The organism is Formosa sp. L2A11 (assembly GCF_009796865.1).
GTDB lineage: Bacteria > Bacteroidota > Bacteroidia > Flavobacteriales > Flavobacteriaceae > Formosa.
In genome coordinates, this window is sequence record NZ_CP047028.1 from 3,156,624 (window position 1) to 3,171,603 (window position 14,980).

Genomic DNA, 14,980 nt, shown 5'->3' on the forward strand with positions numbered 1-14,980 from the left:
TTTTATTAAAAGTAATCTGTTATAAAACAAAAATGCTGTTTCTAAGTATAGTATTCAAATATTATCAATAGAAAATGGATTTTAATCAATAAAAACTCAAAACAAAAACATTACAATTGATGAATCGCATATTTTTAAATTCTATTTCGTTGCAGTGTTACAAATGCTTATATTTAAAATCTCACTAAACACAATCTATTACATGCTTAAAAAAACACTCTTAAGTCTATTAATTATAGGTAATTTCTTAATTACAAAAGCACAAGATCACAATGCATCTCCACTTAGTATTAAACAAATTATGCAGGGAGACAACTTTATTGGTCATTTACCATCAGAAGTATATTGGTCTGAAAAAGGGAATACCATTTACTTTAATTGGAATCCAGAAAATGCATTTAGCGATTCGCTTTATGCTTTTAAAACCAACACTAAAGCCCTAAAAAAAATAGCCTTTAATGAAGCCTACGATTTACCTGCTGCTCGCGGAATTTATAACAGCAATAAATCAAAAAAAATATATAGTAAACATGGCGATGTGTTTTTAATGGATATTGCATCAGAAAAGATAACACAAATTACCAATACAGAAGCTTATGAGAGTCAAGTTGAATTTACAAACAATGAACAAGACATTGCTTATGTATTAAACAACAACCTTTTTACTTGGAATATTTCCTCTGGAGAGACCAAACAACTGACCAACTTTACCAATAAAAAAAAGGTAGAAGACAAACGTAGCGAGAAAGACGAATGGTTATACCAAGATCAACTCGGGCTGTTTGATGTTTTAAGAGAACGCAAAGCAAAAAAAGATAAAGAAAACCTTTTTAAGGATAAAGAAGATCTAAAAAAACCACTGCCTATATATACAGATGGACAATCTATTAACAGTCTTAAAATAAGTCCAAACGGAAAATATATAACCTATTTAACGGTAAAAAGAGAAACAAACAAAGGTACAATAACACCACATTACGTCACAGAATCAGGCTACACAGAAGATCAGAACACACGTTCTAAAGTCGGAGATACTCCAGATACTTACACCTTATTTGTATATGATATTGCCAATAGAAAAACCTATCCCGTAGTATTAGATAATTTGGAAGGCTTAGACTACATTCCTGAATACACTAAAGATTATCCAGATAAAGCCTATAAAAACGACAATAGAATTGGGTTTATAAGTGGTCCTGTTTGGAATGAAGACGGCAGTAAAGCCGTATTAGATATTAATACTAACGATTATAAAGACCGTTGGATTGTGTTGTTAAATTCTGAAGATGGTACTGTAACCAACTTAAACCACCAGCACAACAAAGCGTGGATTGCAGGCCCAGGAATTGGTGGTTATCGTGGTGGAGAATTGGGATGGATGCCAGACCAAAAAAGTATTTGGTTTCAATCGGAAGTCTCTGGATACTCACATCTATACGCATTAAATACAGTGTCTAAAAAAACAAAAGCATTAACTTCTGGCGATTATGAAATTTACGATCCGTTTATTTCTAACGATAAAAAACACTGGTATTTTACTGCGAATAAAAATCATCCTGGAGACCGTCAGTTTTATAGTATGTCTATTAATGGCGGAAAATTAACGCAGCTAACGACTATGGTTGGAAGAAACGATGTTACCCTTTCACCAGATGAAACACAAATGGCAATTCTATACTCCTACGCTAACAAACCAACAGAATTATATTTAAAAGACAATCCGTTATTTAGTAAAACAGAAGCAAAAGCCACGCAACTTACACATTCTACCACCAAGGATTTTAATGCTTATAACTGGAAAGTTCCTGAAATGATTACGTTTAATGCAAAGGATGGTGCAGAAGTACATGCAAGACTTTACAAACCAACTGCCAATGTAAAAAACAAAGCAGCAATAATCTTTGTGCATGGTGCAGGATATCTTCAAAACGCACATAAGTGGTGGAGCGTTTATTACCGTGAGTATATGTTTCATAATTTATTAGTCGATAATGGTTACACTGTTTTAGATATGGATTACCGAGGTAGCGCCGGTTATGGTAGTACATGGCGAACAGGAATTTACCGCCATATGGGAGGCAAAGATCTTAGCGACCAAGTTAATGGCGCACAATATTTGGTAAACGAATTAGAAATTGATAAAGATAAAGTGGGTATTTATGGTGGTTCTTATGGTGGGTTTATAACACTAATGGGAATGTTTAATGCACCTGACACGTTTAAAGCCGGAGCAGCAATACGCTCTGTTGGAGATTGGGCAGCCTATAACCACGGTTATACAGCCCGCATATTAAACACACCAGTAACAGATAGTTTGGCTTACAGAAGAAGTTCGCCTATTTACTTTGCAGATGGTTTAAAAGGCGATTTATTAATTCTTCACGGTATGGTAGACGATAATGTGCATTTTCAAGATATGGTACGTTTATCTCAACGCCTTATTGAATTAGGAAAAACAAACTGGCAAATGGCAGTATATCCAGTAGAAAGACATGGTTTTGTAGAGCCAAGTAGTTGGACAGACGAATACACTAGAATATTTAATTTATTTAATAAAAGTTTGCTAGACGTAAAAAATGAGCGCTAAATATTTAATATGCTTTTGCAGATGATAAATTAAATTACATATTAGGTAGAAAAGGCAATAATTTTATATATAAAAAGTGCGGGGTTGGCTTAGAAGTTTTTCAATACGAAAATCGGAAGAAAGCATACCCGCACTTTCTATTTGGTTAGGTTTTAAAAATAGATGGTTTTAATATAGAGATTTACAAGTTGGTTATTATTAGTCAATTTCTCTTTATCTGTAGTAAATTCGAATTGGTTTTTATTCAACCTCTTTTCTAACCCATGCATTTAACTCTTCAGGGCTTAGTTTAATCAATTTTTCAATTTTATTATCTTTTTTAATTCCTTTACCTTTATTTGCCGAATAAACTTTCATAAGACTTTTAAATCCCGCTATATTCGATTTGATTACATCTTCTTTTTCTGATGGGTTTTCAATTGCAAATTTTGTCCAACCTCCGAGAAACGATGTTAATAATTCTGGATTTTTTTCAGTTAAATCTATTTGAAACGCTTGCAAACCAATTGTAATTGTTGGCGTATCCATAATCCATTTCATAACAAATGCACGGGTATGTTCTCTTTTCGTTACATGTTCTTCAACACTAGTATTTTCAAGCCAATTAATCGCTTTTAAAACATCTTTCTCATATTTAATATAATCAGATTCCTGATCTAATTTTATGTTTTGAGGAATTTCAAAATCCTGAGCAATTAGCATTTGAGTTGTTAAAACAAAAATTGTAATTGCAATAAATTTGATGTTTTTCATAATTTTTAATTTTTAATTACCAAATCTATTACCTAGTCTAATTAATTTATTTCGCTGTATTAAATAAATTAGAGGAGAAATGGTTGGAAATATAAACATAGATATTAACCAAAAAATCTTATTGTAAATTTTATTCTTTGTCATGTCGCTAATAACAATTAGCCATGTTGAGAATAATAAAATTAGTCCAACTGTAAAAAGGATTTGAGAAAATTCCCAATGCTTAATTTTCGCAAATGCTCCCATAATGGTTAGTAAAGCATTTCCAATCACTAATATCCAAACGGTCTTAATACTTATTCTAAAATCTTGATTTTCCATAACGTTAAATACTTGTTCTAATACTGTATTATGTTTTAATTTGCCTTCGTTTTGTTAAGTCTGTCGTAAACCATTTTAACTGCAATTAAACTCAAAAAAATATTGTAGAATCTGAATATTAGTGATGTAATTTTATACATAAACACTTGATTTCAAATAGTTTACACTAACAAGAAAAGCAAACCTCTTTACCACAACTAAACATCTAACTACCAGCAAAGGTCTATTCAATAAATATATTATTTAATTAACTTTTATTATTACGGTTTTCCCGTAAAAAAGGAAATAAAATTAGAAGATTTCCAGTTAGTATTTCTGGAATTAAAAGGGGAATAGTAAATCTCTGATAAAAGTAATATGATGAATAAATTAGAATAACTATTAACCAAAATTTTAAAATAGCAGAATCAGGATTATTTAAGAAGATATTTATAGAACTACTTTAAAAGAATTAATTGGTTTTACTTGTTTTACGACAGTAATTGGCTTAGAACCGATTTAATTTTATCAGGTAAGCTTTTGTAATAATTAGAGTTGTAAAAATAGATAATGAAATAAAACACATAGGTATTCCTGTAGAGGTTTTAGGACATTCTATAATTCCTGAGACTTGCATTATTGTTCCATAAAAAGCAATTAAAAAAGCAATTGCCGTCCCTATAAAATAAATATAATTACTCAATTTTAATAGATGGGCAATTAAAGGTATTATAAAACAGAGCATTATAATAAAACACGCTGGTATATTAAGTATTTTGGGGCAAATAGAAGTGTTTACATATTCATTATAAACTAAAGGGCTTGCCCCAAAAATACTTAAAATAAAAAGGAGTATTAAAAGTGTATGTAATACTTGTTTTAAACGCACTACTATTGACTTAAATTGGTAGTTGGTATAGAATCTGAAACTTTCGGAATTGTTAAAAGTGTATTTGTTTTTGGGGCTAAAAATGTGTATTCGCTTCCACCAATATATCTTACTATAACCTGCTGCACTTGGTCTTTACCTAAACCAAAATGTAAGGTAGCCGATTGATCGCTTGTTAATCCTTCTCCAACAATAAAGTCTTCTGTTATTTTTTTACCACCTGTAGTTAAAACTTCTACTTTAGCGCCTAAATTCTTGGCATTATCATCCAATTTTACTTTAATAAAATTATTCTCACCTCCATTGTTTATATATGCTAAAACAGGAGACCCTATGTTTACCCAAACTAGGTCTAAATAACCGTCTGTATTAAAATCACTTACCAATGGTGTTATAGCATAATTAGGATTTACTATACCACTTTTTTCTTCTGTAGATACAAAAGTATGGTCTTCTTTTTGAACCAAAAATCGACCTGGTAATTTAAAAACTTTGTGAGGTGGAAAATCAATGTAATTTTCGGCTACAATCAATTCTTGTAATCCATCATTATTCATGTCTGCAAATACAGCTCCCCATGAAAATTCAAAATCCTTAATTTGCGTTTTTTTAGCTACATCTTCAAAGACAAAGTGTCCTTTATTCTCGAAAAATATCCAATCAGAATTAAAAAGACTCTTGTCTTCAATATTTCCACTTGCTAAAAAGTGAGGCACTGTTGATCCCGTATTTGAAAACATAAAATCGACTAAGCCATCATTATTATAATCTCCTACAGCTATACCCATTGGATAACCAAATGTGTTGGTCGATGGATTTTCTTTCTTTTCAAAAGTTCCATCGCCTTTATTTTTGTAAGTTCTAATTTCACCAGTATCATATGCAATAACCAAATCTAACCAAGTATCATTATCAATATCAATCAATATTCCCATAAATGTATTATGCAAATATTCTAACCCAGCTTCAATGGTTGTATTTTTAAAGGTTTGGTCTCCATTATTGATAAGTAAAAGACTTTGAGGACCGTAATTTTCACTGAAATTATTTTGTCCAACCATTTGTTTTTTTCTAATATAATTGGCTACAAAAATATCGGTAAATCCATCTTTATTAACATCTCCAAAAGTTAAACCTAATGGTGTGGCATTATCTGCTAAATCATACTCTAATGTCCTGGGTGTGAATTTTCCGTTGGTATTATAATAAATCACGATACCATCTTCTCTAGACAGAATTAAATCGGTAAATCCATTGTTATCTAAATCGGTTGAAGCCCCACTTAAAGTTGTACTATGCTCTTTTACAGGAAGTCCTACACTTTTAGATATCGAAACAAATTTTCCTGCTTTATAACTAAATATTTCATCTTGCTGATTGTATCCTCCACCTAAAAACAATTCATCTACACCATCATTATCAATATCTATTAATACAGATGCTGTAACAGGCAAAGATTCTGTACCGTTAAATTGATGTGTAAAATCGATAGGAATTTCTTTAAATGTGGGTATTAAAGAATCTGCTATTGTATTTTTATAAGGATTATTCCTATCTGTATTAAATTTAACGGCTACACTAATTATAATTAATACAATTAGGGCTAAAACACCTCCTAAAATTCTTTTTACTTTGCTCATACTGATGGTTGATTTATGTTTTTAAATTGATATAATGATAAACTAAATAATATAAAATGAACCACGTTCATTGCAATTGGGGCTATGTATTTTCCTATTTGAGGTGCTATAAAATATATAGCAAATACAAAAAGTAATAAAACTATGGGGTTAAAAATGGCCATCCATTTTTTATAGTAGGTCCCTCCTTTTAAAATGGTAATACTAAAAAATATAGAAAGTAAAAGGATTATGACTCTTAAAACCTGAACAAGAGATTCGCTAATTAAGGTATAATTGTCTAGTATTTTTTGATAGATATTGGCATCAATGTCGTTTTGAAGATGAACAATTGTGCCTAAAAAGGCTCTAGAAGTAATCCAAAAACCACCAATAGTAAAAGCAAATATACCTAAGCCAAAAACAATAGCGGCTAATTTTTTATTTCCGTGTTCTAACATTTTGTAAATATGGTAATACCCTACAAAATAGAAAGGTATGGTAAATACCGCCAAAAAATGTCCTGCTATTAAGTGGTGTCTTGATACAAACTGAAAAAACTGATAATTGTCTGCATTACCTATAATTTGCGGACTATAATGAAGAAAAAACTCTCCTATTCCAACACTAATACTTGCCAAAAGTCCAAATAAACCGGCTAAAAATATTTTATCTCTCATGTCATTATTTTTTTGCTTATAAGAACATAAAAGATCTTATCTAATTATCGTTATATTTTATATGTGTTTCGTTATAAATAACGATATGTGTAATGAAACATCTAAACGGTTCAAGTTTACACCTGAACCGTTATTATGTTTATACAATACTATATTCTTTTATGTTCTATCTTGTTTTAGTTTGGCAACTCCCACTATTACAATAAGTGTCTCCTACTGTTTTAGCAACTGCCATTCCAAAAATAATATGTCCCATTAAACCACCTATAGCCGTTAAAACCTTAGGACCTTCCATTTCTGGCATTGGCATTATCATGCCCATTAGTGCCATCATAACTTGTGCAGCTACAAAAGCAATAACACCAAATACAGCACCTTTTATCCAAACATTTTTAATTTTATGCTTAAAAATGCATAAATAGGTATAGACAAAAGCGAACATTATTCCAATTACAAAGTGCATAATCCAACCTATAAAAACGGGCATTCCTAACATTCCTGATAGCATTTTTGGTGGAGACATTTTAGGCATTCCCAGCATTGGTGCAATCATCATTACTATGGTCATTATAGTTGTACCTATAATTCCTGCTACTATTGATTTTTGAATTTTTGTATTCATAATATATTATTTATGTTATTTATTTATTTTTTACGATTTAATTCCATAGGAATATGTATTTTCACTTCATCACCAACAACCATAGTGGCAGCCCAATCTCCTGTTCCAACTCCGTAATCTGTTCTGTCAATTGTAGTATCAATAACAACTCCTAAAATAAGAGTGTTTTTCATCATTGGATGCTCCATCTCTCCTGTTATTTTCAAAGGAAGCACAACAGCTTTAGTTTGATCTTTAATTGTTAATTTTCCGTAAATTAAATACTCTTTATCAGATTTTTTCTCAAATTTAGTCGATGTAAAAGTCATTTTATTGTAAGTCTTTGCATCAAAGAAATCTGCCGATTGTAAATGCTTATCACGCTTGGCATCATCTGTATTTACACTATTAATAGCTACTGAAAAATCGGCTTTACTTCCTGTTAAATTGTTTGGATCGAAATGTATATTTCCTTCAAAATCTTTAAATTTTCCTGTTACAGCCGTAAAAAAGTGATTGATTGAAAAATTAACAGACGTATGTGCCTTGTCTACTTTCCACATTGTTGCGTCTTGAGCGTTTACTGAAAGTGTACTAAAAGCTGTAATAGCTATTACTAAAATTATTGTTCTAATTGTTGAAATCATTGTTTTTAATATGTAAAGGTTATGATAGTCAAAATGAACTATCTATACCTTTATACCAATCATCTCAAAAAATCACCCAAGTGAACTAATTTTTTTTTAATATATCTTCTTTCTCTTTAACTTTTCGTATTTGCTCAACACATTTATGCTTCTGATTTTGAGCATTATGACGTGTAGAATAGCCGTAATCTTTTTGAATTTGTTCTATGGCTTTTTCTTTAAAAAACATATCGTGAATAAGTCTATTGCAATGGTCTGTAATTTTAAGAAGATAGCCTTTTAACTTTTCTGAATATGTTTTTTCAGCTTCAATAGAGTCATTAATGGCGTCTTGGAACTCTAAAGACTGCATATCATCAATAGATAATTGGAAGTTTGTATTGCGTAGTTTTTTAAACCATAAGTTTTTACAAATGGCATAGACATAGGTGTCTATTGAAGCAGTGAGCTGAAAATTGTCTTGTCGAAGTTTTTCTACAAGCACCATCATTGCCTCTTGAAATAAGTCTTCTGCATCTGCTTGATTTCCGCTGTTGTTTTGAACAAATCTTGAAATCTTACCATAATTATCTCGGTATAATTTACCAAATGCAAAGTTATTTTCAGTCTTTAAGTCGGTTAAAACGTTATCCATATTCCATATGTCGTGTTGTTCTTAAATTACCTACAATAATTTTGTATAAGATTAGTTGCATGGCTTAAATACTAAAGTTAACAAATAAATTACAAATAGAAATTAATTTAATACAGAGACGTTTTGTTTATCTATCCCATTTCTTTGAATAGTTTCTATAACATTTATAGTGAATAATTTTTCCGTGCGTATTGCATTCAAGGTTTATAGATATGTGGTATGGCAATTATTGCTTTTCAGATAATTCCAACAGCACCTGAATGGCTTTCTCCGAGTCTTTTTTATCTACAAAAATATGGTCGTGATAATATCCCGAAATAACGTTGCAGCTCACGCCATGTTTCGCCAATGTTGTTGAAAAAACAGCAGTCAAACCTACTGCGTCAAGTGATGAATGAATCATAAGTGTAATCCAAGAGGCAATATAGTCGTAATTTAAGTTTAGCTGGTCTGCTTTTTCTTTTCTAATAACAATAGTTGTTCCTTCCTGTTCTTTAAATTCACATATCGTATCGTTGCGGTCAATAAGACTAAGATCTTGTATTGAAGAAAAGACATAGTCGCCTGTATTTAGTTTTGGCATCATGCCTTTTAATAATTCAGATAAATTTGTTTCTCCTGCCATTTTATGTAATAGGTTTTAATTTTTTTGGTAGTAGTCTATTTTAAATGTTTTGCATCTGTTTTTTATTAAAATCGTTTCAATGAAAATGAAATTAGACACGATTTGATCTGATTTCTAACATCTAATTCGGTTTGCCGGTTTGATTGTACAATTGGACTAAACGCATTTTTATTTTCGTCGCCAATAATACTTGTATACACTATTTTTTTAACGCCATTCGCTTTAGCTGCTTCAATAACATGTCTATGTTGTTGGATTCTTTTTTGAGGTTCATCCATACCCGAAAGAAGCATAACCACATCTATTCCTTTTAAAGAGGCTTCTAAATCTTGTGGTTTATTATAATCGCCTTTCCGTATTTCTACACCTAAATACTTTGCTTTTTCCGGAGTTCGGGCAAGACCTATTATATGGTCTGCTCCTATTTGGGTGCGTAATTTTTTTATAATTGACGATCCTAATTTGCAGCTTGCCGATGTCACTGCTATATTCATAGTCAACATTTTTTTTGTTTAGAATTTCAAAATTATCAATTAGGATAGTGTCATTTTCTCTTTCAGCTGATACATTATAAATATTCACTAGTTTTTCTTCCAAATTCTTATTACAAGAAAATAGACTAAACAATAATAATAAACTTAAATATTTTCTCATTTGCTTTGGCTTACCTACAACGGTTAGTATAAGAATAGTAGCCGACTGCGTGGCACTTTCCTATCAAATTACAAGAAAGTTGAAGCGGGCTGCAACCCTTGAATTTACTACTGTCTCGGCTATTGTTTTTATACATTGTGCCTGTTGCACAAGTTAAGAAAAAAGTAGTAATGCAATTGCTTAAAAAACGAACGTTTCTTATCTTTATGTATGCAGGGAAAAAAGACGTATCAAGAGAAGCTATTCAATCAATTTAGACTTAGCGAACGTGTGCCAGAAGCCAATTTCTACCGTCGGCTTCATACCGCTATAGATCTTAATTTTCTTTATAAAACTACCAAAAAATTCTATGGATCAAGCGGACAAAAAAGCATCGATCCCATTGTGTTTTTTAAACTTTGTTTAGTGGGCTATTTAGAAAATATAACTAGCCATCGCAAGCTTATTGCACATTGTAGCATGCGTTTGGATATATTGTATTTTTTAGGGTATGATATAGACGAAGAATTACCGTGGCATTCTACCATTAGCCGTACACGACAATTATTTCCAGAAGACGTTTTTGAATCTGTTTTTATAAAGGTTTTTGAACTCTGTGTATCCGCAGGTATGGTCGCTGGACACACGCAAACAATAGATTCTGCTCCTGTAAAAGCCAATGCTTCCATGGATACTTTAGAACTTAAAATTCCTGAAGCAGATTTAGAAGATCACCTACGTCAAATTCGTAACATTAGCAATCGAGACAAAAACAAACCTTTAAGGCAATCTAAAGAAAATAAAGCAGATAAAGACCAACAAACATTATCTGCATCTCACAAGGAATTACAAGCTATAAAAAGCCGTAATACCAAATGGGCAAAAGATCAAGATGCTCGCCCAGGAGCCGGTGCTAAAGGCAGTCGTTATACGAGTAACAAAACACATTATAGTCCCACAGATCCTGACGCACGTATTAGTGTAAAACCCGGTAAAGCAAGAAAACTTAATTACCTTAGTCAGCTTACTGTAGATACAGCAAACCATGTTATAAGCGATATAAAAGCGTACCATGCAGACGGTAAAGACAGTCAGCACTTACCAGATATTGTTAAGCGTGTAAAACAACGACTGTGGAAATCACAGCTGGTTTGGGAAAATTGTGTAGCCGACACAGGCTATAGTAGCGGTGAGAATTATGCGTTTCTAGAAGCTATAGGTTTAAAAAGTTTTATACCCGCTCATGGCACTTATAAAGGTGGGCCAGATGGATTTACTTATGATAAGGACAAGGATCATTACACCTGTCCAGAAGGTAAAACCATACCGTTTAAAAAGGTGTTTGTTGAAAAAAAGAACAATACCAAAAAGAAGGAATATCGCGGATCAAAACAGCTGTGCATAGACTGTCCAATCCGCACAGCATGTTTAGGAAAATCAGCTCAAGAAAAGAAATTTACAGTTACGTATTATCGAGAGGAATACGAGCGGAATATAGCCCGAGTAGAAAGTAATCAAGGACGCTATATGAAAGGAAAACGGCAAAGTACCGTAGAACCCGTATTTGGCACTCTGACTCAGTTTATGGGGTTAAACAAGGTTAATACTATTGGTATCAAGCAAGCTAATAAATGTATGCAACTCTCCGCTATTGCTTACAATCTCAAAAAATATATGAAATTTATTGAAAAACGTACTAAAAGCGATGCAAGAGTACTTGCGCTTTATTTTAGCCTCAAAAACACCCTCTATAAAGCTATTAATACGCTTTTAAGACCTTGTAAATCAACTATAATATTAACTGTATAAAAACAGAAACCGTCTCTAAAGACGGTTTTTTATTATAGTTGAACTATGTATTATAGACTTGTGCAACGATTACCATTGTTAGCAATAGTTTTTATTCCATTCTGCCATACCAAACTAATTCATCTTTCCAGTTTGTTTTATTATAATCAACTTTTTCGTTTGTATAAACTCTAAAAATATCACTAAAATCTGTCTGTTTTAGAATATTCCGAACTGAATCTAATTCAGAAGTTTTGATGTTTTTATCTGCGATTAAATTAAAATGAAAGTTGAGTTGAATTCCTTGTTCTGTGCTCGCCATATATTCGTAAGCAAAATAACTTTATATCTGTCAAATCTAAATGGCTGATATCATCTGATTTAGCAATTAACTTATCTTTTTTATATCCAACATAAATGTTTAGACCTGTAGATGAGTCTGGCTCTTTTACTAAATCCTGTTTCTTTGGTAATTCAATTGTCAGATAATTCCGCTTGAGTAGATAGTCAAATGCGCTTCTAATTCTTAAAATTGCTGGACCAAAAACGCTATCGGTATCTCGCTTAATGAAAAGCGTATCAAGATTTGTGCTTAATCTATAGTCAAATGATTTTGTTTTAATTGCGAAACTGTCAAGTCCTTTAATTGGTTCAAGATAGAGTTTCGATTGATCAATATCCCACTCATTTATATAATTCATTCCCCATTCTTTTACAATCAACGAATCTTTGTAAAATTCAAATTCATTGAGACCGTTCGGCACACTCCAATTCCCAATCAATTTTTCTTTTTCAGAGTTTGATGAGCAAGAAGAAAAAATTATAATAAGTATTAATATTCTATAAAACGGTTTCATTAAATTATTGCTAACTCCTTTTATCAAAACTAAATAATCGCTTATCAAGACTAAAAAAAGGGATAATGTTAATTTATATACTAAATATAATTCTTTAATACTAGGGATAAAAACGGGAAACCGTAAAAAACGATGTTTTAAGACAAATTATTTTGTTTGAATTATTACGACTTTCAATTAAAAAAATAACAAGGAAAAAGTTTACAAAAGCTAGAGCATCCATGAGCTTTTTTTTTGTAAGTCAAATAGTAAGCATACAATTAATTATACACGATATTTTGTGCCGTCCTGCTAACGACTGATTTCTTTAGCCCAATCCCCTCTATAAATTATTTTTTGGTCATGAATTTTAAAGGTAAACTTACCATACCTAACAGAGATTCCTGCAGATGCATTTACAACCCAACAATTATCAGGAATAGTAAATAAATTTTCAGCAGTAATTATTTTTTTATCCATTTGATCTTGAATAGGAACAGTTACTTGTGGGCCTACATCCCATCCAAGATGTGTATTATAGCTTACTATTAAATCACCAATTAATTTAAAATTTTCATTGGTTTCTATTGTTGTTTTAATGCTTCCAACTTTTGTATCGTTTAAATCTGTTTCAGGTGTAACTTCTATAGTTAATTTAGGCAAGTCTATAGCTGTTTTAGAAGCCAGAATTATAATAGATTCGTTTTTAACACTATTACCTTCTCCATCAAAAAACTCAAAAGCAAGCTCCATGGCTTCTATACCAACTGGATTAATGGTTAATTGATCTGCAAAATAACCTTCGCTTGTTATGTTTTTAGAATAGATAATTTTATCACGGTTTTTTACAACGACTTTTTTAATCGTCGCATCATTATAAAGTTCTATAGGTATGGTTGTATTGGTGTGTACTGTTTTGTTTTTAGGACTTATAATAAGCCCTTTCATATAATCTCGCATGGCAAACCAAACAGGGCGTGGTGAACCGTATTTATCGTTTACATCTTTGTAACCCCAAAATCCAAACCATTCTTCTGGTTGCTCTTTATTATGTATGCTTTTTTCGCCACCTTTCCACCAACCATCTGCATAATAGAATGGGCACATGCCTACTGCCCCAGCATCTATAAGATCTCGGTAATTAGAAACCAATCCTTCGCTTTGTTCTTTTAAGGTTCGTGAGCCAAAACTACCAAAACCTCCTTTTGGAGATACCGAATGTCCAAATTCAGTAATTATAAAGGGTTTATCTAATCCGTTTAATTCATTTAAACCTTTAATATAATCTCTAAATCCCATGGTTGCAGTTTGACCTTCGTTGTAGCCATAGCAATTGTAAGCGTATACATCATACATATCTTCATTCATCCAATCACTAATCATCGCATTTGCAGAAAGTGTTACTGGTATATTTGGATGCCCCTCATGAATCATATCTACCATCATTTTCATGAGGTCTTTAAATGCCTTTGCTGAAACTTTATGAATGTGATCTGTTTGAGGTTCGTTAATAACTAAATACGTAATTATGCAATCGTATTTTGGTGCATATTTCAATATATTTTCAAGCTGAGTTTTACAATGGTTTATAAATTTAGGGTCTCTATAATCTTCTTCTGGATTAACTTCTAAACCCATAATCAATTTTAAACCCGATTCTTGCACCAATTTTAATTGTGCTTCAGAAAACTGACTCCAAGTTCTAATTGTATTATAACCTCCTTTTTTAATGTTATCGAGATCAAATTTCATTAACTCCAAATCATCTTTCTTTTCATCTTCATAAGGATGTTGTCCTGGACGAGCTCCTATTTCGTAACCGATGGCTTTAATAAAAAACTTTTTTCCATTAAGGTAGTACCAATTGTCTTTGATTTCAATTTTTGTTGCTGTTGCTGTTGCTTCTGTAATCGTTTTCGTTTCCGATTGTGAACATCCGCAAATCAGTAAGGTCAGACTTGCAATGCATAGTAATGCTAAATTATGTTTCATGTACTTCTTATTTTTATTGTTCACAATGTGTTTATGTTTTATTAGAGGTATTGTTTTAACACTAAAGTTAACAAATAAATTACAGATAGAAAGTGTATGAGATCTTTCAGAAGTAAACAATAACAAGCAATTACTTGTAGCCATTGTGCCTGTTGCAAAAGTTAAGAAAAAAGTAGTAATGCAATTGCTTAAAAAACGAACGTTTCTTATCTTTATGTATGCAGGGAAAAAAGACATATCAAGAGAAGCTATTCAATCAATTTAGACTTAGTGAACGTGTGCCAGAAGCCAATTTCTACCGGCGGCTTCATACCGCTATAGATCTTAATTTTCTTAAAAAAACCACTCAAAAGTTCTATAGATCGAGCAGACAAAAAAGCATCGATCCCTTTATGT

15 protein-coding genes are annotated in these 14,980 nt (G+C 31.7%); 2 read left to right on the top strand and 13 right to left on the bottom strand.

Going from position 1 to position 14,980, the window contains the following annotated elements; genetic code table 11:
- The first annotated feature begins 202 nt into the window (after positions 1-202).
- Positions 203-2,587 (top strand): prolyl oligopeptidase family serine peptidase, encoded by a 2,385-nt coding sequence (locus GQR95_RS13940; RefSeq protein ID WP_159023735.1) that lies wholly within the window; start codon positions 203-205, stop codon positions 2,585-2,587.
- Positions 2,588-2,827: 240 nt separating this feature from the next.
- Here the strand turns inward: GQR95_RS13940 and GQR95_RS13945 are convergent, their stop codons facing one another.
- From GQR95_RS13945 to GQR95_RS13990, 10 genes are all read right to left on the bottom strand, one after another.
- Positions 2,828-3,340, bottom strand: coding sequence for a hypothetical protein (locus GQR95_RS13945; RefSeq protein WP_159023736.1), 513 nt, complete (start codon positions 3,338-3,340; stop codon positions 2,828-2,830).
- A 12-nt stretch (positions 3,341-3,352) separates the two neighbouring features.
- The gene (locus tag GQR95_RS13950; RefSeq protein ID WP_159023737.1) at positions 3,353-3,661 is read right to left on the bottom strand and encodes a hypothetical protein; all 309 of its coding nucleotides are present in this window, start codon (positions 3,659-3,661) and stop codon (positions 3,353-3,355) included.
- A gap of 487 nt (positions 3,662-4,148) precedes the next feature.
- Positions 4,149-4,343: a hypothetical protein gene (locus GQR95_RS13955; protein WP_159023738.1), complete on the bottom strand. Its 195-nt coding sequence runs from the start codon at positions 4,341-4,343 to the stop codon at positions 4,149-4,151.
- A 188-nt stretch (positions 4,344-4,531) separates the two neighbouring features.
- On the bottom strand, positions 4,532-6,169 hold the full coding sequence (locus GQR95_RS13960) for a CRTAC1 family protein (protein WP_199269598.1): 1,638 nt from the start codon (positions 6,167-6,169) through the stop codon (positions 4,532-4,534).
- The gene (locus GQR95_RS13965; protein WP_159023739.1) at positions 6,166-6,828 is read right to left on the bottom strand and encodes a DUF6796 family protein; all 663 of its coding nucleotides are present in this window, start codon (positions 6,826-6,828) and stop codon (positions 6,166-6,168) included. Before GQR95_RS13965 ends, GQR95_RS13960 begins: the two co-directional genes overlap by 4 nt.
- A gap of 166 nt (positions 6,829-6,994) precedes the next feature.
- On the bottom strand, positions 6,995-7,450 hold the full coding sequence (locus GQR95_RS13970; RefSeq protein WP_159023740.1) for a DUF6789 family protein: 456 nt from the start codon (positions 7,448-7,450) through the stop codon (positions 6,995-6,997).
- Between the two features lie 23 nt (positions 7,451-7,473).
- Complete coding sequence (locus GQR95_RS13975) at positions 7,474-8,076, bottom strand: YceI family protein (protein WP_199269599.1); 603 nt, start codon at positions 8,074-8,076, stop codon at positions 7,474-7,476.
- An 85-nt stretch (positions 8,077-8,161) separates the two neighbouring features.
- On the bottom strand, positions 8,162-8,710 hold the full coding sequence (locus tag GQR95_RS13980; protein ID WP_159023741.1) for an RNA polymerase sigma factor: 549 nt from the start codon (positions 8,708-8,710) through the stop codon (positions 8,162-8,164).
- 226 nt (positions 8,711-8,936) lie between these two features.
- The gene (locus tag GQR95_RS13985; protein ID WP_159023742.1) at positions 8,937-9,335 is read right to left on the bottom strand and encodes an ACT domain-containing protein; all 399 of its coding nucleotides are present in this window, start codon (positions 9,333-9,335) and stop codon (positions 8,937-8,939) included.
- 65 nt (positions 9,336-9,400) lie between these two features.
- Complete coding sequence (locus GQR95_RS13990; protein ID WP_159023743.1) at positions 9,401-9,829, bottom strand: NAD(P)H-binding protein; 429 nt, start codon at positions 9,827-9,829, stop codon at positions 9,401-9,403.
- 370 nt (positions 9,830-10,199) lie between these two features.
- Between GQR95_RS13990 and GQR95_RS13995 the strand changes: the two genes are divergently transcribed.
- Positions 10,200-11,777 carry an IS1182 family transposase gene (locus tag GQR95_RS13995; protein ID WP_159023744.1) on the top strand — a complete coding sequence of 526 codons (1,578 nt, stop codon included), beginning with the start codon at positions 10,200-10,202 and terminating at the stop codon, positions 11,775-11,777.
- A 91-nt stretch (positions 11,778-11,868) separates the two neighbouring features.
- Here GQR95_RS13995 and GQR95_RS14000 read toward each other — a convergent pair whose 3' ends face one another.
- From GQR95_RS14000 to GQR95_RS14010, 3 genes are all read right to left on the bottom strand, one after another.
- Positions 11,869-12,078: a hypothetical protein gene (locus tag GQR95_RS14000; protein ID WP_159023745.1), complete on the bottom strand. Its 210-nt coding sequence runs from the start codon at positions 12,076-12,078 to the stop codon at positions 11,869-11,871.
- Positions 12,035-12,640, bottom strand: coding sequence for a hypothetical protein (locus GQR95_RS14005; RefSeq protein ID WP_159023746.1), 606 nt, complete (start codon positions 12,638-12,640; stop codon positions 12,035-12,037). The genes GQR95_RS14000 and GQR95_RS14005 overlap by 44 nt, the downstream gene beginning before the upstream one ends.
- Before the next feature lie 264 nt (positions 12,641-12,904).
- Complete coding sequence (locus GQR95_RS14010; RefSeq protein ID WP_159023747.1) at positions 12,905-14,584, bottom strand: glycoside hydrolase family 2 TIM barrel-domain containing protein; 1,680 nt, start codon at positions 14,582-14,584, stop codon at positions 12,905-12,907.
- Positions 14,585-14,980: the final 396 nt, after the last annotated feature.